General features: G+C 46.1%; 16 protein-coding genes. 13 read left to right on the top strand and 3 right to left on the bottom strand.

All coding sequences use genetic code 11. The features are described from left to right. Positions 1-44: 44 nt before the first annotated feature. The 5 genes from A8709_RS33460 (at position 45) to A8709_RS02485 (ending at position 7,568) form a co-directional block, all read left to right on the top strand. On the top strand, positions 45-5,657 hold the full coding sequence (locus A8709_RS33460; RefSeq protein WP_084224613.1) for an Ig-like domain-containing protein: 5,613 nt from the start codon (positions 45-47) through the stop codon (positions 5,655-5,657). Positions 5,658-5,852: 195 nt separating this feature from the next. Further along, positions 5,853-6,110 (top strand): hypothetical protein, encoded by a 258-nt coding sequence (locus A8709_RS02470; protein ID WP_065850612.1) that lies wholly within the window; start codon positions 5,853-5,855, stop codon positions 6,108-6,110. After that, entirely contained in the window at positions 6,110-6,427 is a 318-nt protein-coding gene (locus A8709_RS02475) for an aspartyl protease family protein (protein WP_244163072.1), read from the top strand. Before A8709_RS02470 ends, A8709_RS02475 begins: the two co-directional genes overlap by 1 nt. Positions 6,428-6,573: 146 nt before the next feature. Then, complete coding sequence (locus A8709_RS02480; protein ID WP_065850613.1) at positions 6,574-6,885, top strand: DUF1806 family protein; 312 nt, start codon at positions 6,574-6,576, stop codon at positions 6,883-6,885. Then, positions 6,882-7,568, top strand: coding sequence for a PIG-L family deacetylase (locus A8709_RS02485; RefSeq protein ID WP_065850614.1), 687 nt, complete (start codon positions 6,882-6,884; stop codon positions 7,566-7,568). The genes A8709_RS02480 and A8709_RS02485 overlap by 4 nt, the downstream gene beginning before the upstream one ends. Positions 7,569-7,584: 16 nt before the next feature. On the opposite strand, the gene A8709_RS02490 is transcribed toward A8709_RS02485, so the two are convergent. Next, a complete protein-coding gene (locus A8709_RS02490; protein ID WP_065850615.1) occupies positions 7,585-8,745 on the bottom strand; it encodes an acyl-CoA dehydrogenase family protein in 1,161 nt (386 codons plus the stop codon). 273 nt (positions 8,746-9,018) lie between these two features. Between A8709_RS02490 and A8709_RS02495 the strand changes: the two genes are divergently transcribed. Further along, positions 9,019-10,632, top strand: coding sequence for a glycosyl hydrolase family 18 protein (locus A8709_RS02495; protein ID WP_065850616.1), 1,614 nt, complete (start codon positions 9,019-9,021; stop codon positions 10,630-10,632). Positions 10,633-10,701: 69 nt separating this feature from the next. Here A8709_RS02495 and A8709_RS02500 read toward each other — a convergent pair whose 3' ends face one another. Both A8709_RS02500 and A8709_RS02505 read right to left on the bottom strand, forming a co-directional pair. Beyond that, complete coding sequence (locus tag A8709_RS02500; protein WP_065850617.1) at positions 10,702-11,376, bottom strand: response regulator transcription factor; 675 nt, start codon at positions 11,374-11,376, stop codon at positions 10,702-10,704. A gap of 18 nt (positions 11,377-11,394) precedes the next feature. Further along, positions 11,395-12,540 carry a sensor histidine kinase gene (locus A8709_RS02505; protein WP_065850618.1) on the bottom strand — a complete coding sequence of 382 codons (1,146 nt, stop codon included), beginning with the start codon at positions 12,538-12,540 and terminating at the stop codon, positions 11,395-11,397. 307 nt (positions 12,541-12,847) lie between these two features. Here A8709_RS02505 and A8709_RS02510 point away from each other — a divergent pair, with 307 nt between their 5' ends. From A8709_RS02510 to A8709_RS02540, 7 genes are all read left to right on the top strand, one after another. After that, positions 12,848-13,234: a helix-turn-helix transcriptional regulator gene (locus A8709_RS02510; protein ID WP_065850619.1), complete on the top strand. Its 387-nt coding sequence runs from the start codon at positions 12,848-12,850 to the stop codon at positions 13,232-13,234. Between the two features lie 148 nt (positions 13,235-13,382). Then, the gene (locus tag A8709_RS02515; protein WP_065850620.1) at positions 13,383-14,039 is read left to right on the top strand and encodes a M48 family metallopeptidase; all 657 of its coding nucleotides are present in this window, start codon (positions 13,383-13,385) and stop codon (positions 14,037-14,039) included. A gap of 54 nt (positions 14,040-14,093) precedes the next feature. Continuing rightward, positions 14,094-14,867: an arylamine N-acetyltransferase family protein gene (locus A8709_RS02520; RefSeq protein WP_065850621.1), complete on the top strand. Its 774-nt coding sequence runs from the start codon at positions 14,094-14,096 to the stop codon at positions 14,865-14,867. A gap of 169 nt (positions 14,868-15,036) precedes the next feature. Beyond that, positions 15,037-17,184, top strand: coding sequence for an ABC transporter transmembrane domain-containing protein (locus A8709_RS02525; RefSeq protein WP_065850622.1), 2,148 nt, complete (start codon positions 15,037-15,039; stop codon positions 17,182-17,184). Positions 17,185-17,378: 194 nt separating this feature from the next. Beyond that, the gene (locus tag A8709_RS02530; RefSeq protein WP_065850623.1) at positions 17,379-19,502 is read left to right on the top strand and encodes a stalk domain-containing protein; all 2,124 of its coding nucleotides are present in this window, start codon (positions 17,379-17,381) and stop codon (positions 19,500-19,502) included. A 132-nt stretch (positions 19,503-19,634) separates the two neighbouring features. Then, positions 19,635-23,138 (top strand): S-layer homology domain-containing protein, encoded by a 3,504-nt coding sequence (locus A8709_RS02535; protein ID WP_065850624.1) that lies wholly within the window; start codon positions 19,635-19,637, stop codon positions 23,136-23,138. Positions 23,139-23,240: 102 nt separating this feature from the next. Then, complete coding sequence (locus A8709_RS02540) at positions 23,241-23,663, top strand: VOC family protein (protein WP_065850625.1); 423 nt, start codon at positions 23,241-23,243, stop codon at positions 23,661-23,663. Positions 23,664-23,969 lie beyond the last annotated feature (306 nt).

Consider the following 23,969-nt stretch of genomic DNA (forward strand, 5'->3'; position numbering starts at 1 on the left):
GCGTGACTAAAGGAAGAACGACGATCAGGAGAGGAAGATGCACATTGATCCCGAAAATAAAGCTAGGCATACATAGTGGGAAGCGGAGAATCCGCAAAAGCATACACGGTTTACTTGCCATTATGCTGATGATTCCTCTGATATTCAGTGGAGGTGGGGCGATTAGCGCAGCGTCCGGCTGGTCGATGATCGACGGAGGCGGAGTCAACGGCCTTAACGTAAATGCAGCCAATCGGGCGGAATACCCTGCCACGGCCGTGTGGAACGGTGAAGTTTATGTCGCCTGGCAAGAAAAAGTAAGCGCAACCAGCAAACAAATCAGAGTTAAGAAATATAATGGAACGGGCTGGACGAGCGTCGATGGTCCGAACGGATTAAATATGGACCCGGCCAAAGAAGGAACAAGGCCGACTTTGGTCGTATCTAACGGTACTTTATATCTCGCATGGGTCGAATCGGTTACATCGTCCTATGGTCAAATTCGGGTCAAGAAGTATAACGGCACAAGTTGGACAAGCGCCGAAGGCAGCACGACTGGACTTAACGTCGATGCGACAAAGGACGCTACCTTTCCTGCTTTGGTTGATTACAATAACGCGCTGTATGCGTCGTGGGCAGAACAGGGTAAAATTTTCGTGAAGAGATATAACGGCACGGAGTGGACAAGTGTCGACGGAGGTACGAATGGCATCAATGTGGATCCAGCAAAAGGCGCTAGTTTTCCTGCCTTGGCCGTATTGGGAAATGATGTAATCGCTGTTTGGACCGAACTTTCCGGGTCTATTTTTCAGCTCCGGGCCAAAAAGTATGATGGCACAAGCTGGACGACGATCGACGGCGGAACGACTGGATTGAATATAGCGACGGGGAAAAGCGCATACTACCCGACTTTATCCACAGTCGAGGGCGTCTTGTACCTAGCTTGGCATGAACCGGCCACTTCGACGACAGACGACCAAATTCGAGTGAAGAAATATGACGGTAACGCTTGGTCAAGTGTTGACGGTGGTGGGACGTATGGACTCAACGTGAGTTACGCATATCGAGCTAATTATGTGAAACTAGCAGCTGCTAACCATAATTTGTATGCGGTGTGGTCAGAAAATACCGGATTGTTAGGAACGGGATCAATCCCCGTATTTAAAATTCGCGCGAAGAAGTATAACGGAACGGCTTGGACGAGCGCCGAAGTCGGCTTAAATGGTTTTATTGTGGATAATACGAGAGCTGCTTTTTATCCTGCTATAACCTCACTGAACAATGGTTTATTCGTAGCGTGGCAGGAACAAAACAGTAGTACAGACCAAGTTCGGGTGGCTAACTTACCGGCTCCGGCTGTAAATAGCGTTACCGTCACTCCAGGCACGGCAACTATCGCGCAAGGAGGAAGTAAGAATCTCACGGTTGCGGTAGATGCGGTGGGAGAAGCAGCGGCGACGGTCACATGGACAAGCAGTGACGTCACTAACAAGGTGAGTGTAGATAGCGCGGGTAACGTAACCGTCGCGGCAGACGCCACGCCTGGTAATTATACAATCACAGCCACCTCGACGGAAAATAACAGCAAACTAGGAACAGCGACGGTTACCGTCATACTTCCTGCCGTTAATAGCGTGGTCGTCAGTCCGATAAGAGCTACCATCGTACAGGGTGGAAGTAGGCAGTTCTCTGCAGTGGTAGACGCGGTGGGAGGATCACCAACGACAGTCACGTGGACAAGCAGTGACGTTGCTAATAAGGTTACGGTGAGCAACACGGGTAACGTAACCGTCGCAACAGATGCCGCGCCGGGAAGTTATACGATTACGGCAACATCGACGGTGGATAACAGTAAAAAAGGCACAACTACGGTCACCGTCTCGGCAGCGCCAGCCATCAACAGCGTAACCGTCACTCCAGGCACGGCAAGCGTTGCGCAAGGAGGAAGCAAGCAACTCGCAGCTTTGGTAGATACGGCTGGTGGAGCGCTGACGACGGTCACATGGACAAGCAGTGACGCTAAGGTGACGGTGGATACTACGGGGAAAGTAACCGTTGCGACAGATGCCGCGCTTGGCGATTATACGATTACGGCAACCTCGACGGTGAATACCAGCAAAAAAGGGACAGCGACAATTACCGTCACGCCAGCCCCAGCCATCAACAGTGTAAGCGTGAGCCCGAGCACCGCAAGCGTGGTGCAAGGAGGAAGCGAGCAACTCTCCGCTACGGTAGATGCAGTGGGAGGAGCGGCGACGACGGTCAACTGGACAAGCAGCAACGCTAAGGTGACGGTTGATAGCACGGGTAACGTAACCGTTGCAGCAGACGCTACACCTGGGGATTATACGATCACGGCAACCTCGACGGTGAATACTAGTAAAAAAGGAACAGCGACGATAACCGTCACGGCTATGCCGCCAGCAGTCAACGGCGTAACTGTGAGCCCGACTACCGCAAGCCTGGTGCAAGGAGGAAGCAAGCAGCTCACAGCAACGGTAGCTGTGGTTGGCGGAGCGGCGACGACGGTCACGTGGACAAGCAGCGACGCAGACAGTAAGGTGGCGGTGGACAGTACGGGTAATGTAACCGTCGCAGCTGATACCACACCGGGGGATTACACGATCACGGCAACCTCGACGGTGAATAGCGGCAAAAAAGGAACGGCAACAATTACCGTCACGGCAGCGCCGGCCATCAATAGCGTAAGCGTGAGCCCGACTACGGCAAGCGTGGTGCAAGGAGGAAGCAAGCAACTCACGGCTTCAGTAGATGCGGTGGGAGGAGCGGCAACGACGGTCACGTGGACGAGCAGTGATACCGGAAACAAGGTGACGGTGGACACTACGGGGATCGTTACCGTTGCGGCTGACACCACGCCGGGCGATTATACGATCACAGCGACCTCGACGGTAAATAGCGGCAAAAAAGGAACAGCGACAATTACGGTCACCCCAGCGCCAGCTATCACCAGCGTAAACGTCAATCCGAGCACAGCAAGCGTGGTGCAAGGAGGGAGCAAGCAGCTCACAGCATCGGTAGATGTAGTTGGGGGAGCGGCAACGACAGTCACATGGACGAGCAGTGATACCGGCAACAAGGTGACGGTGGACAGCACGGGTAATGTAAGCGTGTCTGCGAATGCCACGCCAGGAGATTATACGATTACGGCAACCTCGACAGTGAATAACAGTAAAAAAGGGACGGCGGTAATTACCGTCACACCAACGCCTCCGGCTGTCAACAGTGTAACCGTCAGCCCGAGCATCGCAAGCGTAGTGCAAGGAAGAAGCAAACAGCTCACAGCATCGGTAGATGCAGTTGGGGGAGCGGCAACGACGGTCACATGGACGAGCAGTGACACCGGAAACAAGGTGACGGTGGACAGCACGGGTAATGTAACTGTCGCAGCCGATGCCACGCCAGGAGATTATATAATCACGGCGACTTCGACGGAGAATAGCGGCAAAAAAGGGACAGTGACGATCACCGTTACGGCAGCGCCTACCTATACAGTCGCTGCTATCACGGATCAAACGTTAACAGCTCTTATACAGGGATACGTATCGGGTACCCAAGAAACGAGACCCGTTACTATCGCGAATACCGGTACTGGCGATTTGGCGAACTTATCAGTAACACTTAGCGGTGCAAGTGCTAACGATTTTGTAATCACACAGCCGGATTCTACTTTAACTGGTAGTGAAACAACAAGCTTTGATATGTATGCCAAGGATGGTTTGCCATCTGGCACTTATACGGCAACGGTCACAATATCCGCTGATAATATGACGCCTGTGACGTTTGACGTCACACAAGCAGTGAACTTGCCGAATGCGCCTGCGAATCCGCAAAATCTTGCCGCTGACAGCGGCGACCGTCAAATTACGCTGAGTTGGCGTACAGTACCGGATGCGACGCAGTACCATATTTATATGGCCACGGATGCAGAACTAACTAACATTATTGAAGTTGCTACTGTTACATCTTCTACCTACAATGTACAAAATCTGATTAACGGTACAGCTTACTACTTTGTGGTAAAATCAGAAAACTTAGGCGGTTTGAGCGCGGCATCGAATCAAGTAAGCATGACCCCGGCAACGATCCCTGGAGCGCCATCCGATGTGACGGCAGTCGCGGGTAACGGACAAGCTGTCATTACGTTTACAGCTCCGACCGATAACGGCGGAAGTGCGATTACAGGTTATGAAGTGACCGCTTCACCTGGAAATATAATCATTATCGGAGGAGCAAGTCCGATAACCGTCACAGGATTGACGAATGAAACGAGTTATACATTTACGGTAAAAGCAATCAATGGGAGAGGCAGCAGCGCAGCTTCTGCAGAATCGAACTCCGTCACTCCGAGAATTCCAAACACGCCATACGAACCTTCAAATCCAACGACACCAGTTGATACGAGTACGGGCGTTGATATTCTTGTTAACGGGAAGGTCGAGAATGCAGGAACTGCTAAGGTCGGCAAGCGAGACAATCAGACTGAAATGACGGTGGTTGTGGATCAGAAAAAGCTAGAGGAGAAGCTTGCGGCTGAAGGGCAACATGCGGTAGTCACGATTCCGATCAGCCAAAAATTCGATATCGTCGTTGGCGAACTGAACGGTCAAATGGTGAAGAATATGGAGGACAAGCAAGCCGTTCTCGAGTTCAAAACCGATCATGCGACCTACACGCTGCCAGCACGACAAATCAATATCGGCGCTTTATCCGAGCAGGTTGGTAAGTTAATCGACTTGCAAGACATAAAAGTACGAATTGAAATCGCCGTTCCTACAACAGATACGTTGAAGGTTGTGGAAGACGCAGCATCCAAAAGTCAACTCGCGCTTGCCGCCCAACCGTTGAACTTTACAGTGAGAGCCGTCTATGGTGATAAAATAATTGAAGTATCGAAGTTCGACGTCTATGTGGAAAGAACGATTACGATTCCGGATGAGGTTGATCCGAACAAGATTACTACAGGCGTTGTAGTTGAACCGGATGGTTCAGTACGTCATGTGCCGACAAAGGTCCGCCATATCAACGGGAAGTACGAAGCCCAAATCAACAGCCTGACCAATAGTACGTATGCGGTTGTATGGCATCCGCTCGAATTTAGCGATGTGGCGAATCATTGGGCGAAAAACGCCGTTAACGACATGGGATCTCGAATGGTCGTCGATGGAACGGGTAATGGTATGTTCAGCCCTGACCGAGATATCACACGCGCCGAATTTACAGCCATCGTCGTTCGCGGATTAGGCCTTAAGCTGGAGAGTGGTGTAACACCATTCTCCGATGTGAAAACGGCAGATTGGTATAGCAGCGCGGTCATAACGGCTTATTCGTATGGGCTGATCAGCGGCTTGGATGATGGTACGTTCCGACCGAACGATACGATTACGAGAGAACAAGCCATGGTTATTCTATCCAAAGCGATGGAGATAACTGCTCTGAAAGACAAGCTGCTCGAACAATCGGCGGAAGCTACACTTCGTCCGTTCGAAGATGCGGTCGGAGTATCGTCATGGGCGCAGAGCAGCGTTGCGGACAGTGTGCAGGCTGGTGTGGTATTTGGAAGAAGCGAGACTTTACTTGTGCCGAAAGGGTACTTAACCCGAGGTGAGGTTGCAACGATGATGCAGAGATTATTGCAGAAATCGGATTTGATTTAAGCTATTATCGAAAAGCGGAACGCAGGCTGCCAAAGCCGTGTGTTCCGCTTTTTATTAAATTCTTACATAAAATAAGCATTCTGATGCTATCCTCACTGGTAGGAGCAATTCTTTGAGACTCGACTGGGTGTAGCGGAATGAAAGCCTAGATGTATGATATAATAAATAAAACTGCTATTGGTAGGGGGAAGTAATTTGAAATGGTCTGAAATTTGTAGCCATTATCCCAGTCGATTTGTTTTAGTTGAAGCAATTAAAGCGGTATCAAAGAATCGCTTACGTACGATTGAAGAAATGGCAGTTGTAGAAGAATATGATAACCAGATGATTGCTTGGGAAGGTTATAAGCTTCATCATAAGGAAAACCCTGAACGTGAATTCTATGTATTTCATACCAGTAAACAAGAAATTGAAGTTATTGAGGAATACTTCACGGGAATTCGAAAATCATGATGGAACTAAAACTTGTTAACGGACTTCCTATAATTTCATTTCCATTAATCTATCAGAAACAAACTATTAAAATGGAGAACGTGTTGTTTGATACAGGATGTGCCTCAACGATTTTCGACACGGATTTAGTGGCGAATATTGGGCTAGACCTCGATATGATAAATGGGACTGCCAAAAGAATGTATGGTGTCGGTGGCGCAAGTGAGTTGTGTTATGAACAAGTAGTGGAAGACATGCAAATTGGATCCATTGTCCTGCCCTCATTTAAACTCCAATTAGGAATGACTAAGATCCCTATGGTTTTGATGGCATATTAGGTATAGATTTTATGACTGCAATTGGTATAAAAGTAGACTTTAAAAAAATGAGCATTGGATATGACTAAACCTTGTCTGGAAGACAGGGTTGTTTTATATGCATTTGAGACCGAATCTAAATCCTTTCAGAAAAGAGAGCCAAAAAAATGAATCCAATAATCAGGTCGAAAGTAGAAGCCGAGCTTCAGGCCTTCGTCGGGGCTGATGCTTATATCCACAGCGAAGCAACTTCATTTGTCTTCGTTCGCAATTTCAAAGTGAAGGTTACGCATGCTTTTATAGCGGGGGACGGTCCCTTTCGTGCAGCCATCCGGTTCGACGGGCACGGCTGGCTGCGCATGGAGGCGCTCACGCATTATGAGATCGATGCGAACGGTCGTCTTTTGCTAGCCGGATATGATGATAGAGGCAGGATGAATGTTGCTCTGCACATAGGAAAGGAGCCGTTTCCAGAATGAAAAAGCTGCTCGCTGTATTTGCTCATCCAGACGATGAGTCGTTTATTTGTGGAGGTACCCTCGCCAAATACGCAAGTGAAGAAGTCGATATTACGCTGGTAAGCGCCACGCGGGGGGAGATGGGACGACGCATGGGCAATCCGCCCTATCTCAACCGGGAATCGATGGCAGCCGCCCGTGAAACGGAATTGCGGAATGCCTGTGACAGCCTAGGTATCCAGCAGCTCCTATTTTTAGATATCCGCGACAAGACCGTTGAGTTTGTCGATGAGGAGAATCTGACTTCAAGAATTGAGAATCTCATTCGCGAAGTGGAGCCTGATGTCGTGCTTACGTTTCACGAAACGCTGGGTGGACACCCCGATCATTGCGCCATTGGGAAAGCCACCACGGCTGCATGTCAGCGCACAGGCCATAAGGATTCATTATATTTCATTACGTTCGGTAATGCGATGGAGCAGCCAGAGCGATTCGGGTATTCCCATCAGGACGTTATCAAAATCGATGTGCAGGCTCATCTAGAAGCCAAGCTGGCCGCGTTCCGGGCCCACCGCTGTCAGACGGAGATTGACGAATGGGTGTGGCTGCCTGATCAAGAAGCACTAGCGAGATTCGGTAGATATGAGTACTTCTTGAGAGCGGATAGGGAGTCGTCGGCAAAGAATCTGAATGATCTGTTTTAGCAAAATTCCCCTCGGATTACAAGGGTTTCTCGGCCAAAGCGGCAACAGCCAGGTTATGCAGCACTGTACTGTCCATAGGTGGATTATGCAGGCCTGCACGAACATCTCGGTAGTACCGTTCCAAAGGCTGCTTGCGGGACAAGCTGCCGGCACCGACAATGCGCATCGCCAGGTCCACGACTTTGATGGCATGGTTGGTTGCGACATATTTGGCTAAGCCGAGCTCGGGTTTTTGCGCAGGTCGGCTTTCCTGATCCCGATCCCAACGATCCGCCGTCGCATATAGGAGTGCGCGTGCGGATCGCAATTCGATTTCCATCTCTCCGATCGTATGGTGGACGGAAGGGAGTGCGGCTATCGGCTCGCTCATATGGTTGGGGCGATAGGTATTGGCGAATTCCAGTGCATAGTCTCGTGCTGCCAAAGCAATACCCAGATAACAAGCTGGAATGTGCAGCAGCCAGCCACCGCCGTCATCCATGCCTTTGCCGGTGAGTCTCATACTTTTATCCACAAAAACGCTATCCAGAACAACATCGTGGCTTCCAGTCGCGCGCATCCCGAGGGTATCCCAGGTTTCCACGATCGTTACCTGATCCGTCTTATGAACAAGGAAATCGGCCGTACAATCTTCATCCGGGATATACGTTGACACCACAAAACGATCGAGGATCGGTGACAGCGTACTGAACGTTTTACGTCCCGTAATCAGCCATCCACCGTCTGTAGGAATCGCCGTCGTTTCGGGCTTGCCGCCTCGACTTGGACTGCCGGATGCTGCTTCGCTTGCAAAGGTGTTGATCATAGTGCCATCGCTCACAACGGAACGGCACAAATCAGCCCATATAGCCTCTGGCCATTTCCGCGTTGTTCGAAGATGAAGGATCTGACCGATGTGCCAGCCAACAGCCAATGCGGTTGATCCATCCCCATAAGCAAGTCGCTCCTGCAGCATGACGAGCTCATATAGCGAAAGTTCATCCCCGCCAAATTCCTGAGGAACGGTAATCTTTAAGTAACCAGCTTCGCGTAAGTCTGCGAAATTCTCAAATGGAAATGACCCCTCTTGGTCATGCTGCGCGGCCCTTGCCGCAAAACGGACAGCCAGTTCCTCTGCTTTTCTAGCCCAAGCCCGTTCTTTTTCGTTGCGTATATAATGATCGATGATTCGATTCATCCAAGTCACACTCCTTTATCCTTTTATTATATCAGTTGGAGCATAGTCGAGTTAAATCCGAATCATTATTGAAAACTATGAAAAGATAAAGAGAGTTAGGTTTAATCACCGGGCTCCTTTTTTATGACGATCGTTTCAAGTCCAGCAAGCTTATCCCATATTTTTTCCACCTCCCACCGTAACTAAACTCACTTCCAAAACGTCTATTATACTGTTGCTATCTAAATCTCTATCCTAGCAATCTAGTTATAATGGAAAGGGAAGAAAACGTACATGTTGAAAAAGACAATCCTAATGGGCCTCATTTTTACTTTTTTATTCGCAAATAGCGCTTTCGCGTATGATGTAGGGCTCCTGCCCTTCAAGGACGAAGAGCAAGACTATTCGAAGGATCCGATTTATACGCTTTCGGCACTAGGTATTATTAACGGTTACGAGGACCGAACCTACCGTCCGAATGAGGACCTGTCGCGAGAAGCCTTCATCAAACTTCTTGTTATGGCAAATAAGCTGGAACAAACGCCAGCATTGGGTCAAACTCCCTCCGATGTAACGAAGGATCGCTGGTCGGCGCCCTATATTTCTGTTGTTTTTCAAAAGAAATGGATTGATAGCTTACTAGATCAGAGTGGGCTCTTTCATCCGGCGCAGACGATTACGAGGGAAGAGGTCGCGATGCTCGTTGGGAAAGCGTTGCTGGATGCGGAAAGTGAACAGGCTCGCCAGCAATGGCTGACGACGGACTGGAAGACGGAGCGGGACGCGAGAGGTTTTAAGGATCATGCGGCTATAAATGAGGCCATGCAGCCTTATGTCTATTACGCATCGCATCGCGGCATTATGGAAGGGGATTCGGCAGGATTTAACCCGCAACAACCCTTGATACGCAAGCAAGCAGCCGCAGTTATCTATCGTTTGATGGATAAGCGTGTCTCCGAGCAGAAGATGGATTTTACAGGTTATTACGCCATTCAGTCGTATGCTGCGATCAATCAGATGAATAAGCTTTCTAACGTGATCTTAGGCTGGTCACACTTGGACTACGCGGGCGCGGGGACAGCTTCATTGAACCTCAGTACGACGGTGAATCGAGTCCCGAGTGGGTATGAAGAGGTCATCGCTTCTGCCAATGCTGCTCATCTAACGAAGGAGCTGATGGTTTTCTACGACAGCAGCAATTTGAAGGACTTTCTGAAGGATGCGTCCGCGCAAAAGTCTTTCATCACCTCATTGCTTACGACGTTAAAGGATCCAGCCTACTCATTTACGGGAGTAAGTATCGATTTTGAAGGTTTGACAGATGCGGCGAGCGCTGCGGACTATACGCAATTTCTTCAGGGGTTGAAAAATCAATTAGGCACGCTGACCTTATCCGTTGCCGTTCCTCCGGTCTATTATTATAAGGGGTATGATTTGAAGGCGATCGGCAAGTTGGCCGATACCGTTATCCTGATGGCGTATGATTTTACGCATGATGAGAGTGTTTTACCCTCGGCTCCACTGCCGCTAGTGAATGATACAGTCGTAACGGCGCTTCAAGTAATACCGAACGATAAGCTGGTGCTTGGCATTTCCAAGCAGGCTAACCAGTGGATCACAACTGCCGGAGTAACCGGACCTGCGCTAAACCCAGCCATCGCGGATGTGGAAAAAAGGCTCGTAATGCCTGGCATTGATCTTACATGGACTATGCCGTATTACTTGGAGAAGGCTACGTTCTCCGATGACCGCGGCAGCCACGTGATCTACTACGAAGATTCGCAGAGCATAGCCAAGAAAATCTGGCTCGCTAAGTTTTATAACCTGAAGGCTGTTTCCTTGTGGTATATGGGCAATTATACGGCAGCAGACTGGGAACAGGTCGGGCAGCAGACGACTAAGAAATAGTCGAAAGATAAAGGAGTTAGGTTCATGAACCTAACTCCTTTGCTATTTATGATGGTTTCCACGATTTCTTTACTCATCATTCCCGTACAAATAAGCAATTGTCTCAGCCCGCCCCGAAACATTGAGCTTCTTATAAATGGCGCTTAGATAATTTTTTACCGTACCCGTGGTCAAAAAAAGTTCAGAAGCGATCGCTTGATTCGATTTCCCTTGTTTTAAGTGGGTTAGTATGTTCCGTTCTTGTGTGGATAAACCATCCCACCGTGCATCATGCTGCGGGTCTTCCAGTTCTTTCGATATGCGTTCATCACATTCTTCTGATATATGAAGAGCTTGGACCAGACGGGGCTGGATACTAATGGGATAAGTAATACCGCCATCCAAACAGACTTGAATCGTAGACAGTATTTTCCTCGTCTCAACACCTTTTACCAAGTAGCCGCTTGCCCCGTGACGTATGGCTTCCCAGATGTAGGACTCGTCTTCAAATGTTGTCAAAATCAACACCTTGGTATCTGGGAATTCGGCTTTGATCCGTTTGGTTGCTTCTAGGCCATCTAGCTTCGGCATGTGGATATCCATGAGTACAAGCTGAGGCTGGTGCAGCTGTACTTGTTCAATCGTACTGAGCCCATCACTCGTTGTAGCTACTACAGTATAGGCTTCCTCCATGCTTAGAATAGCTGCTAACCCGTCGCGGATTAAGGGTTGGTCGTCTGCGATAAGAATGGTTGTTTGCGACAAGGTGATCACTCCTTCCGATCATTTTCGACTGAATGGTATCGTTATTTCTAATGTTACGCCGCCCGCAGAACCTTTGTTTATCATCGCTAATGCCCCTCCGACATCCGTCACTCGCTCTTTCATCGCGTTAAGTCCATAACCGAAATGAATGACAGCAGGGGAATGACCGTTATTGGATAAAACAAATCGAAGGACTTCATCCTGATAAACCAGCGTGAAGTGAAAGTACGTGCTCTGACCATGCCGAATGCCATTGGTAAGCCCTTCTTGTAAGGCACGATAAATCGTTAACTCGATAATAGGTGACAAATCTGGCGTCGATGTGTCGATTGTGAAGGCAATGTCCACATTGGTTTGTTTTTTCGTATCATCGATCAATCGGATAAGCTCCGGCAGGAAGGAATGATCCGGGAAATTTTCGCGCAATACATGAACAGAGCTTCGGACGTCATCTAGACCTCGGAGAATACTTTCCCGCGTTCTGTCGATCATCTCTTTGGCAAGTGGAACATGATTTTTCTCAATAGCATGCGCGGCTGTCTGTAACCCGGTTAAGGCCGAGGTAAGGGTATGGCCAACGGAGTCATGGATGTCACGGGAAATACGTGTCCGTTCTTGTAATTTTGCTTTCTGCTCCAAGGCAATAGAGGCCATGCGCAGATGTTCATTGTCCGTGGCTAACTGATTCTTTTGTTGAAAAGCGATTTTGGCCAGAAGACTCATTCCGAAAATAGCAAAGAAATCCACAACCCGGGGAATAAGTAAGTAGATTTGCTCAAAAGGCGGAAATTGGCGATAGATCATAACGCCTAGCAAAATACAGACATAATTCACTGTCGTGTAGATAATGGCCTGTTTTCTGGATTGATGAAAGGTAAATTCCCCAATGAGAATGAGGAGATAGATTTGCGAGAAAAAGCTCTCCGACCATACACAGATAACCAAAGCTAAGGCAAGTTGAGCATATAAGATACGCATGCCAGTCCCGACGTGCAGGGTGATCTTGAAGACGTAATCTCGCATCAGGACAATGACCACATACGTGCACGCGAGCAAACAAAGTCCAATTGAAAAATGGTTCGTGTGAAACAGTAAGCAGAGCGTTGCACCTACCATGATGATATTTAAAATGAGCGTCATTCTTTTACTTAATAGAACATCCATATCAGTATCCTCAAGTAGATAGATAGTTTTTCCATTTATTTTACCACAAACATGACTTAAGTCATATAAATACCGAGGATTTATGACGAAAAATGACAGAATAACCGCTTTTTTAGTGAACTTCTTCATCTATAATAGGACTTTGGAATCACTTATAATAAGGAAGGTGGAATAAAATGACAAGGGAGGCATGTCCAATTGTTGATGATTCTATGGAACTTACTAGGTGGCATTCTTCTATTCTTGAGTTTATACATGCTCATTCGATTATTATTGGAACGTAACCCTGAGTAGGAGGGAGTACGATTTGAAAGAAGGAATGCCACGAATGAAAGACAGCGAAATTCATGTAGCATACAATACAGACTATGAGAGTATGAATGAGTTTCTGATTCAGGAAACAGGTACTTCAATGGTCGGTTTTTCAAATCGATATCAAATTACGAAGCGAGAATCAGAAATTTTCTTGATGATCGCCATATATGGATTTTCAAATCACGAAATTGCCGAACACTGCCGGATTAGCGAAAAAACGGTCAAAATTCATTTAGCCAACATCATGAACAAAACCGGTATCAAGTCGATGCGGAAGCTTCTGTCTTTATTATTTAATCATGTCTTGTACTTTCGTGAAAACAACGCAACTAAATGGGTAACGCCGTATACGGATGGGCCATTGCCGAAAGAAAAGTAGGGATAGTAGAAGCATTCCTACAAGAAGAAATCATATTTTGATACAATAGGAGAATGAGAAGTGGGAACCTAGGAGACATCCTGACCCACGGCTCATTCTCTTCCTTTTTAGCTGCAACATAAATAACCCTACAGAAACGATGATCCCTATGAAAATTGAATGCGAGAACACGACCATAGACGTTAACGTCCAATATGGTATCCGGACCAAACTGACCATCCATATCGACGCCTCGGGCTTCATTACGGTCAAAGCGCCGAACGATACTAGCCAAGAGACGATTGTTCATGCGGTGAAACAACATAGCGCTGCGATTATACAGAAGTTAACGGCCATCGCAGATGCTCGCAAAGAAATCCCTAAGGTCAGAGAGTACGAAGAGGAAGGCAAGTTCCTTCATCTTGGGAAATATTATTTCCTGCATGAGTTGATTGAGACGAATGGCCTGAACGAGGACGAGCTGAGAATCAACTTGAAGAAATTCTATTTCGCAAGCTGCAAGAAGGTCGTGGCGGAGCGCATCAAATCCTACCAATCCCAACTGAAAGTCAAACCAAAGATGATCGAGGTCGATGAGTCGCGAACCAAATGGGGAAGCTGCAGCTCGGATAAAAAGCTAACCTTTAACTACCGCCTAGCGATGGCGCCCGTTGAAGTCATTGATTATGTCATCATTCATGAGCTATGTCATCTCTTGCATATGAATCATGATCGCTCCTTTTGGCGGCGTGTAGGCAGCATAATGCCGGATTACAAGGAAAAGGAAGCTTATCTGGCCCGGTATGGGCAGGCGATGACGCTTTAGTTTTGATAGGCCAGACGTTGGCTTCTCCAACTCTCAAGGAATGGAGTGTTCACCATGCTCACCTCAAATAATCAAATCGAAACCTACCTAGCACGCATTGGTTTCACAGGTTCCCTCGATGGCAGCGCAAAGACGCTAGCCGATCTACAGGAGTGCCATTTGCACACCGTGCCGTACGAAAATTTGGACATTCTGAACCGTATCCCGTTATCACTGGATCCTCAAGATATCTATCGCAAGATTGTCGAGCGCCGGCGCGGTGGGTATTGCTTCGAGCTGAACGCTTTATTCGGCTGGCTTCTGAGAGAACTGGGCTATCCAGTTACTGACTTGGTTGCCCGATTTTGGCGCGACGAACCGAATACACCGCCGAAACGCCGTCACCATGTCTTGAAAGTTGAAGCCGAAGGCACAACCTACTTATGTGATGTTGGCGTTGGGGGAATCGTACCTCGCAGGCCGATCGCATGGGCGGAAGGTCTCGAGCAGCAGCAAGGTGAAGAAATCTATCGTCTCGAACGCGACCTTGATTATGGTTGGATGCTTACCGAGCTGAAGAACCAAGAGTGGAAGCCCATCTACTCGTTCACGGAGGAGCCGCAGCTGCCCAAAGATTTCATCTTCGCAAGCTTCTGGTGTGAGCATGCGCCCGATTCGGTATTTACGCAAATTCCAATCGTAGCGATCCGCACGCAAGAGGGGCGGAATACGATAGCGGGCCGGGAGTTTCGCATATTTACCGCCACGGGAGTAAGTACCTTCACGCCAGAGACGGATGAAGCGTATAAAACAGCATTGAAGGAGCATTTTGGCATTCAGCTAGCGTAATTCTTGATCACGTTAATAACCGACAAACCCTGTCCATCGACAGGGCTATTTTTCATTCATATCATTAATCAAATCCCTCCCAAGCCCAAACTATCTATGGTAAACTATAGGTAAAATGAACTAGTCCTCCTAATCCCCTCTACTTTACGAAAAGGCGCTGAAACCACTCATGCTCTATCTGTACCGATCCGTCTTACGCTATTTAACGAATAGCAAAAAAGTATTCACCCTCTTCCTGCTGGCGTTGCTGTTTGAGCTTTCTTTTGAGTACTTTACGTCGTTAAGTATCAAATATTTAATTGACGATGCGATCACGCCAAGGAATATGACGATCTTCTTTGCTCTCCTTTTAACGCTGCTCATTGGCGGTATATTAAATCTATTAATTGGCGTCGGCGGCGATTATACGATGTCCAAACTGAGTGAAACGATTCTTATCGGACTGCGCAAGGATCTCTACGAGCAAACCCAGAAGCTATCCGCTCATTTCTATTCGCGCTACCGGATTGGTGATATCGTCGCGCGATTCACCATGGACATACCAGCAGTCGAGCATGCGATCATGCAGACGCTGTCCACACTGATTTTAGCTAGCTTGAGTATGGTGGTTGGTACGGTAATCCTGTTTGTACTAGAGTGGAAGCTGGCACTTGTTGCTTTTGTCGGCATTGTGTTCATGTTCGTACCGCAGAAATTATTAAACAAACGCGCGCAGCATCTGAACGAAGAATACGTAGGCATCGTGGAGTCATTTTCCAATAATATGGATGAGGAAATCAAAGCTTTTAAGCTCATTCGCGGCTTTCAATTACAGGAGTCGATGCGCAATAGATTCAACAAACAACTGCAAGTGTGGTTTCGACTTGGGGTGAAGCGGAGCTTCATTAATTCCAACCTGGAGCGTCTTCCGATCATGGTGTTATCCGTTATTAACGTGATTATCCTTGGTTTAGGGGGCTATTTTACGTTCCAAGGCACGATGACCATAGGTGATTTAATTGCATTCTATTCAGTCTTCGATACGGTAGGGATTTCGGTCATACAATTCATGGAGGTTGTGCCTGATCTGATTGAAGGTGAAGTAGGCATACGCCGCATTAACGAGGTGCTGGAGATTCTCCCCGATCTGGAGGACGATGAGCACGCGGTCGACAACCCGACGTTCACGAGTGAGATCAAGTTTGACAAGGTGACTTTCGGCTACACGGAAACACATCCCGTTATTCAGGATCTAAGCCTATCCATCCCAGTCGGCAATTATGTGGCGTTGGTTGGGCCAAGTGGTTCAGGTAAAAGCACGCTGCTCCAACTGCTCATGCGCTTCTATGATCCGCAAAAAGGCTCCATCCAGATGGATGACCTTGATTTACGTAAGATCCAGCTGTCCTCGCTGCTTTCGCAGGCGGGCGTCATTTTCCAGGAGCCCTATCTATTCCACGCGACCATTCGCGATAATTTAATGATTGGTCATCCCGATGCTACAGAGAAAGAATTGATTGAAGCGACGGCTGCGGTAGAGGTCCATGAAGCGATTATGCAAATGGCGAATGGCTATGACACGTTGATCGAAAATGAGGGAGCGAACTTGTCTGTCAGCCAGCGGCACCGGATTTCCATTGCGCGAGCGCTGCTTCGGTCGAATGAGCTGACCTATATGGACGAAGTCGCGGCGTCCCTCGACCCTGAGTCGGAAATCTCGTTGAACGAGACCATTTCTCGCGTGAATCAAGGCCGCACCGTGGTTGCGGTGTCACATCGACTGAAGACCGTGTCTCATGCGGATTTGATTTATTTTATTCGTGAGGGCAAGGTCGTTGAATATGGTACGCATCATGAACTGCTAGAACGTCAAGGAGCTTACTACAGTCTTTGGAAAAAACAGCAAGGCTTCCAACTATCCCTCGATGGCGAGGTTGTCATTGAAGTAGAACGTTTAAGGCAGATGCCTTTCTTTGCCTATATGAATGAGGATTTGCTGCACGAAATCAAAGACTTGCTGACGACGGAGAAAATCACAAGCGGCCAAGATGTCTTCCGCCAAGGCGAAGCGGGAAATAAACTGTACATTATTGCCCGAGGCAAAGTAGAAGTGACCAAAGGGAATGCCAAAGGCGAGAACGTCCGGGTCGCGGTTCTGCAGGATGGAGACCACTTCGGTGAAATTGCGCTGCTGAAGGATGCGCCACGTAATGCCAATATTACGGCATTGACGGATTGCACCTTACTGTCGCTGACGCGGAAGCAGCTTCTTCCTTTGCTCGATCGCTATGAGGATATGAAGGCGAAACTATATCAGACACTTTCGGAGCGGAGCTAGTCCGCTTTCGCGAAGCTAGAAATGAAGAGACGGGCCTTGAGAGGCTGCGTCTCTTTTTACATAAATTTATAATCGTCTAGTCATCTACGCAAACCGTAATCCTGTAATATTTAGTATACGATCCTGCCTAATTCTACTATAATAATGATTGGCTTATAAAGTAAGAAATGGGAGAAAATTAGGGGGAGTTTGAATTGAAATTGAAATATAAAATACTAGCATTTGTATTCATTGGCATGTTAGCAATCAACGGCTTCTCGCAAACTCATACATACGCGGCAAGCGCAGAGAATGAAGTGAAGATTGAGGACCCTGTTCTTGAAAAAGCGATCCGAGACGAGCTGAAGTTGGATGCTGGCACAGTTTTAGATGCTAAAGCATTAGAAAAGCTGACGTCGCTGTATCCTAAAGGGACACAGAAAATTAAAAGCCTAAAGGGTCTGAACAAGGCAGTTAATCTGGAGCAATTATACTTATCTAATCAAGAGATTACCGATATTAGCCCAATTGGCAGTCTGTATAAGTTAACGTTTCTAGCTATCAATCATAATCAAATTCAGAACGTTTGCCCGATTGGCTATCTCGGTAAATTGCAAAGACTATTGATTAGTGATAATCAAATTGCTGATATTGGCTGCCTGTCCCATTTGACAACGCTAACCGACTTACTGGCAAGTAACAACCAGATTTCCAACGTCGCGCCACTAGCTAAGCTTAGAGTAGGTTGGCTGGATGTCTCTAAGAATCCTGTAGCAGATATAGCCCCACTAAGTACTCTAAATAGTCTGCATAATCTTTATGTGGATACGAGTGCCCTTAATGAAGATTCGAAGGTACTTCTGCAGCATTTCGAGCAATCGGGCGTAGCTGTCAATAAGGTAACCGCAGCCACGGATACGATCTCTGGTATTTCAGCTTTCATAAATGAGGATCGCGTGCTGTTTGATCATTCTCCGATCATCGATGCGGGAACCACGCTGGTGCAGTTCCGTCCGCTTTTTGAGAAGCTGGGATTCACGATTCATTGGGACGATGATACCAAGACGATTCAAGCAGAAAAGCAAGGCGTACACATCACACTGCAGGTGGATAGTACGAATGGCAGCTTGAACGGATCGCCATACACACTCAGCGTGGCTCCAAGAAACGTAGAAGGCAGCGTGTTTGTGCCGATTCGTTTTGTCGGGGAAGCAGCTAATTTCGTTGTTACCTGGGATAGTAGAACTAAAACCATCTACCTAGTGCCTACGCGCTCTATTGTTAGTGCTGATGGGAAGTCGAAACTCACAGTTGGCGGCAAGTGGCTACAGAAATATCCAACGTCTTCAAGCGGGTATCAAATGTACACAGAGAATGGAAACAATGCACTGATTTCATTCTCAGAGTCCAAATACTTATTGGATACAAATAAAATCAAGAGCGTTGATGAATATGAAGCTGCCCTTAAAAAAAACACGTCCACGAAACAACCCGGTATTACCTTTTCCAATGAAAAAAGTTTGAAAATCAATGGGATGGATGCACGTCAATATTCGTATGCCTATAAAGAAACGAGTGGGACTAACTACACAGTGCTCCAAACAGTGATCGAGGGTAAGTACAGTTATTTTAGTGTAACCGTGGTTAGCAGTGAGAAAGATTTTGTTAACTCCGAAGTCAATAAAGACTATCAGAACGCGCTCCAAACATTTGAAGAGATTAAGAAGCCTTATCAACTGAGCGAAGAGAAATTCGGTGCACTAAAACCGACGGATCGTCTACTAGATGCTGCACATTACTATCGGAGCCTAGGCTTTTTCGAAAAGGATAAGAACCTGACTAGCCAAGAATACGATAATAAATTTTTGGAGTTTTACAAAGGATTCAAGGACTGGAACCCATTTGACTCTACCAAGTATTACAATGAATTCGCAGATCTCTATTTGTTAGAGGGAGACCAAGATCGCGTTTGGTTAGAAAATACTGAAGCCGATGTCGCGAAGGGAAAAAACGTATATGTCGATACATTGAAATGGTGGAGTGATATCTCTCGCGGAGCTTTCTTACCTTCCGACATTACAGAAACGTGGGGGACAGAGGACGGTCCCGTCACCATCAACTTCAACATGTATGGTCAAAAGAGAACCCTTCACCCTGAGGTGGACTATGATTATCTCGATATCGGCATCCTCAAAGAGATTAACGCTATGATCAAAGATAGCGGCTATGAGTTCGTCGCAGTCGAAATCGATGAGGAAGTATTCGTCACCGTCTTGAAACCGGAAGAGAAGCGGAAGATGGAGCAGGATCGGTATATGGAGTTTATGGATTTGGAATAGACAGTAATTCTTAATTAAATCGTTATAAAATGGATGCCAATAGTCGACATCCATTTTAACACTAGTCGTATATACTCACAGAAGTGACTGAAATGTCAATTTCATACAACATTAAGTGAGAGGATTTGATTTATGTTTATTCAAAAGGCAGTTAGTTTAACAAAAGCAATATTCAGTATTTTAATTATCTTACTTTTATCTGGGCTCTTTCAGGGGATCTCGGCTAACCGAGCCATTGCTGCTGAGACAGTTAGCGAACAGACGGCACTTCCAGAGCTTCAGATATCCCAAGTAGTTTTTAGCGACAGTGACCAGGAAGTAAATGAAATCAGTGGACTTCTTTTATGGAATAGCACGTCAGGATCCTCAACGATCACTAGTTACACGGTATATTTCCTCGACCAAAACAAAAATAAAATTGGAAGCCAACTTGTGGAAGTCATGCATGCCCCTGAAAGTGGTGCAATTTACAATTACCCTCTCCCAGTAAAAGTTTTACCAACTGATGCCAAATATCTAGGGGTATTTACAAAGAATTCAATGGGTGAGAGTTTAACGGCGGCAACGGTAGAAATTGTTGATCAAGGAGCTCCTTCTAACAATACAGGAGGCAATACTCCTCCAACTCCAACTCCTCCAATTCCAACTCCAACTCCTACAACTTCACCTCCAACTCCTCCTGTAATGGGGGGAGGTGCAACGGGCGGTTTCTTTCAATTTGCATTTGAAGATCTTAACCCCATCCGCGGACATATACATCCGCTTGTTACATGGTCAACTAGTATTGAATCAAACTACTCTGGTTACAAGCTAACTTTTCTTAATCAAGCAGGAACGGAACTAAGTAGTAGGGATATTGCGAAGCTTTCTAATACACCTAATCCATCAGTGCAATATCGAATAGACATGGAAGAAAGCCAAATTCCAGCAGATGCAGTTTATATAGACATCCATCCTGTTGACTTAGTAGGGAATGTAGTTACAGAAGTATTTAAAATGCAAATTTATGATAATACCCTGCAAAGTCCAATTGAAAACAAACTGAATTCAGCATTGTCAGCGCCTAATTTCATGTTGCAAAGCTTCTATGATAATGATGTATCGCTAGGGAAAATTGGCGGGTATGTAAGTTGGCTTGACGCTTCATCCGCTGATAATGGTGTAACCTCATATGCTCTTTATTTTGTTGATAGCAGTAATACTAAATTACAACCAATAGCCGAAGTGGCAAGAGGCAATCTGACTCCACCAAATCAGGTATTAAATTATCCTAATTATGGCATTAATTTGAGTTATGGCACAGCAATCCCACTCAATGCGGTAAGAATTGGGGTTTATCCCAAAAATGCGCAAGGTGAAGGTAGTGTAGGTTCTTATTTGGGATTGTGGGATAGTATTCTAAACGTTAATTCGAATTACTTCGAAGATGTGGATCCTAAATTAAACCAAATTAGCGGGAGATTGCATTACACGCCGTCGATTGATCAGAAAAATATTAAAAACTATAGAGTTACATTTTCAGGGGACTTTTTAGGTATTCCGATACAAGGTAGTGAATTATCTTTTAGTAAAGGTCAACAGACATATAATTGGATAATTAATCAATCTAAAATACCTACAGATGCTAAATTTATTGAGGTGTCAGCAGTAAATGAGAATGGCGATATCAATACTTTAGGTAACTTTACACTGTATGATAATATTTCTGCGGAGGCAAACAGCACTTATCCACTAGATCAGGGAGCAGGAAATACAATAAATGTCCTTTATTTTAATGATTTTGACGGTGATGCTAAAGAAATAGGAGGCTCACTTAGTTTTGGTCAACTGATCCCAAATAATAGAGACATCTTACATTACGACCTGTTCTTTGCAGATAATCAAGGGCAGAGAATTAAACCGATTTTAAGCTTTCCATCGAACAAGACAGGGTATTACCAAACGAGTATTCCTATGAAAACGAGAGTGCCAGATAATACTGTTAATTTAGTTGTTTATGGAGTTTCCGAATTTGGAGAGAGCAGATTCGTACAAATTGATCTTGAAGACCGTGTGTATAGTGCTCCGCTAACCTCTAACCAAATCAACATTACGAATAATAAAGAGGGAACAGCAGATACCATTTCGATCACAGGCTTAGATATGACGGATATTGTGAGTGTGTATCGTGATGCTAATTCAATAAATCCATTTTTAACAAGTACCTCTAGAGATAATCCTACATCACATACATTTCAAGTGGATCAATTGGGCACAACAGCCGGAAGTTTATTCTTTACAATTCAACGTAATTTCGGAATCCCTAGCGTAAAGGTGCAGAAATCCTATGAAGCAGAACCGACAACCCCCACATCGTCAGGTGGAAGCGGTGGAGGCGGAATGGGCCCTGTAGAGTTATTCAACTGGGACATCGACAACCATAATGGAAAGATTCGAATTACTTCAAGTATTGATGCTGAACAGTTGAAGAAGCTATCTGAATCGCAGTTTAGCTCAGGACAACGAGAAATACCGATCGATTTGCGAGCGACTGCAGCTGGTTATGATTTTCAGATGAGTTCTAAGTTAATAAATGACATTAAGAATAAGAAAGACGATGCTGTGCTAGCAATAATTACACCGCTAGGTACAACGCGTATATCCTTTCACGAGCTGCAAGAGGCTGTCAAAGCGCATGGTGGAACAGATGCAACGAACATTAAGGTAAGTATTGATGCACTACCGGTCAATGATCAAATAAGTCTTGAGCATACAATTACTTCATTAGGTGGAGCGAGTGTAGGCAAGGCGCTTTCCTATGAGCTTTCGCTTATGGATGGGAATAAAACGGTAGCAACGGTAGATACGTTTTCCGAATTCGTAGGACATATGATGCTATTGCCTAAAGATTTCAAGCTGAACGCAGGCGAAACGCTTACTGGCGCAGTGTGGGATCCAACAACCAAAAAGCTAATCACAGTTCCATTAACCTTCACGCCAGAGAAAGACGGAAATCCAGCTTACGTAACACTGTGGAGGCAAGGGAACTCCATCTACACTGTTTACAAAACACATAAAAGCTTTGCAGACATCAAGGATGACAACTTTGCAAAAGCAGATATTGAATCACTTGCAGCTAGCAATGTAGTACAGGGCTTCGAGGATGGGACATTCCGTCCGGATACGAAGGTTACACGCGCAGAGTTTGCAACTCTTTTAGTTAGAGGATTAGGTTTAAAAGCAAATAGCTCTTCTGAACAAAAGTTTTCAGATGTAAATGCCGAAGATTGGTTTAGTCAATCCGTCTATACGGCCGTCAACGTTGGACTTATTCATGGCTATGAAGACGGAACTTTCCTTCCTAATCAAAGCATTACGCATCAAGAAGCGATCACAATGATCAGTAATGCGCTGCAATTCATTAATGCAAGTACGAAACTAGAGGGCGCCGAACGGACGCGCTTTATGGCAAAATTACTAGAGCTATCTCTTCAAGTAGATAATTGGGCTAGTGAATCTGCGGCTTTAGCGGTTAAATATCAAATTATTGGTGCTAATAACGGCGTTTCTTTTCAAAAGGGTGCAGTTACTACGCGCGGAGAAACGGCTGTATGGATTCACAAACTGCTGCAGAATGCTGAATGGCCAGGGAAGTGAGTAATTTCTAGTAGGACTTTAGCAAAGTAAGCATGCTATTCTCTATTAATCAGGTATACTAGTGTTGAGGATATTGGAAGTGAGATGAAGGAGGCTGAGCATATGGGTACAAATGAAAAAATCGGCGGCGGTGGCATCCACCATATCGCGCTAAGAGCGAATGACTTTGAAGCGACAGTCAAGTTTTATACAGAAGGACTTGGCTTTAAGGAAGGTCTTAGCTGGGGAGAAGGCGATAAACGTATTGTCTTGCTCGATTCTGGTGATGGGAATTATTTAGAGGTTTTTGCGGGTGGTTCAGGTGAGCAAAGACCCGAAGGATCGTACTTCCATGTTGCCTTTCGCAGTAATGACATCAATGGGGCAGTGGCAGCAGCAGTTGCGGCGGGGGCTATTGTGACTGTTGAGCCTAAGGATGTAGTCTTGGGTAATAACCCTCCTACACCTGTGCGGATTGCATTTGTTCAAGGATTGAATGGCGAGATCATCGAGTTTTTCCAGAGCACGGGAGATAACCAACTATAGTCTCATATTTTTAAAAACAGAGGCCTCGCTTCACTTGCATGTAAATGTGCTGTGGAGCGGGGCTTTTTTTATACGTCTGAACTGACATATATGAGGATAGCGTAGAGTATCTGGTAATAGATTCAGAGAGTGGGAAATAATATTACGAATAAATTTAAAAAAGTGCTTGCATTTCAAATTTCGACATGGTATATTACTTTTCGCCGCTTCGGAAGAACGGCAGCAAGCGAAAGAAATTGATCTTTGAAAACTGAACAACGAGTGAGTAAGCACGAACGAGTAATCGTTCAAATAAAGAGATTGCAA

It is taken from the genome of Paenibacillus pectinilyticus (assembly GCF_001700435.1).
In the GTDB taxonomy this organism is placed as follows: Bacteria; Bacillota; Bacilli; order Paenibacillales; family NBRC-103111; genus Paenibacillus_E; species Paenibacillus_E pectinilyticus.

Coding starts and splice junctions, on each gene's coding strand:
- A8709_RS02520 (WP_065850621.1), top strand. CDS start 14,094: ATGCTCACCTCAAATAATCAAATCGAAACCTACCTAGCACGCATTGGT.
- A8709_RS02525 (WP_065850622.1), top strand. CDS start 15,037: ATGCTCTATCTGTACCGATCCGTCTTACGCTATTTAACGAATAGCAAA.
- A8709_RS02540 (WP_065850625.1), top strand. CDS start 23,241: ATGGGTACAAATGAAAAAATCGGCGGCGGTGGCATCCACCATATCGCG.
- A8709_RS02485 (WP_065850614.1), top strand. CDS start 6,882: ATGAAAAAGCTGCTCGCTGTATTTGCTCATCCAGACGATGAGTCGTTT.
- A8709_RS02490 (WP_065850615.1), bottom strand. CDS start 8,745: ATGAATCGAATCATCGATCATTATATACGCAACGAAAAAGAACGGGCT.
- A8709_RS02475 (WP_244163072.1), top strand. CDS start 6,110: ATGGAACTAAAACTTGTTAACGGACTTCCTATAATTTCATTTCCATTA.
- A8709_RS02535 (WP_065850624.1), top strand. CDS start 19,635: ATGTTTATTCAAAAGGCAGTTAGTTTAACAAAAGCAATATTCAGTATT.
- A8709_RS02495 (WP_065850616.1), top strand. CDS start 9,019: ATGTTGAAAAAGACAATCCTAATGGGCCTCATTTTTACTTTTTTATTC.
- A8709_RS02480 (WP_065850613.1), top strand. CDS start 6,574: ATGAATCCAATAATCAGGTCGAAAGTAGAAGCCGAGCTTCAGGCCTTC.
- A8709_RS02505 (WP_065850618.1), bottom strand. CDS start 12,540: ATGGATGTTCTATTAAGTAAAAGAATGACGCTCATTTTAAATATCATC.
- A8709_RS02515 (WP_065850620.1), top strand. CDS start 13,383: ATGAAAATTGAATGCGAGAACACGACCATAGACGTTAACGTCCAATAT.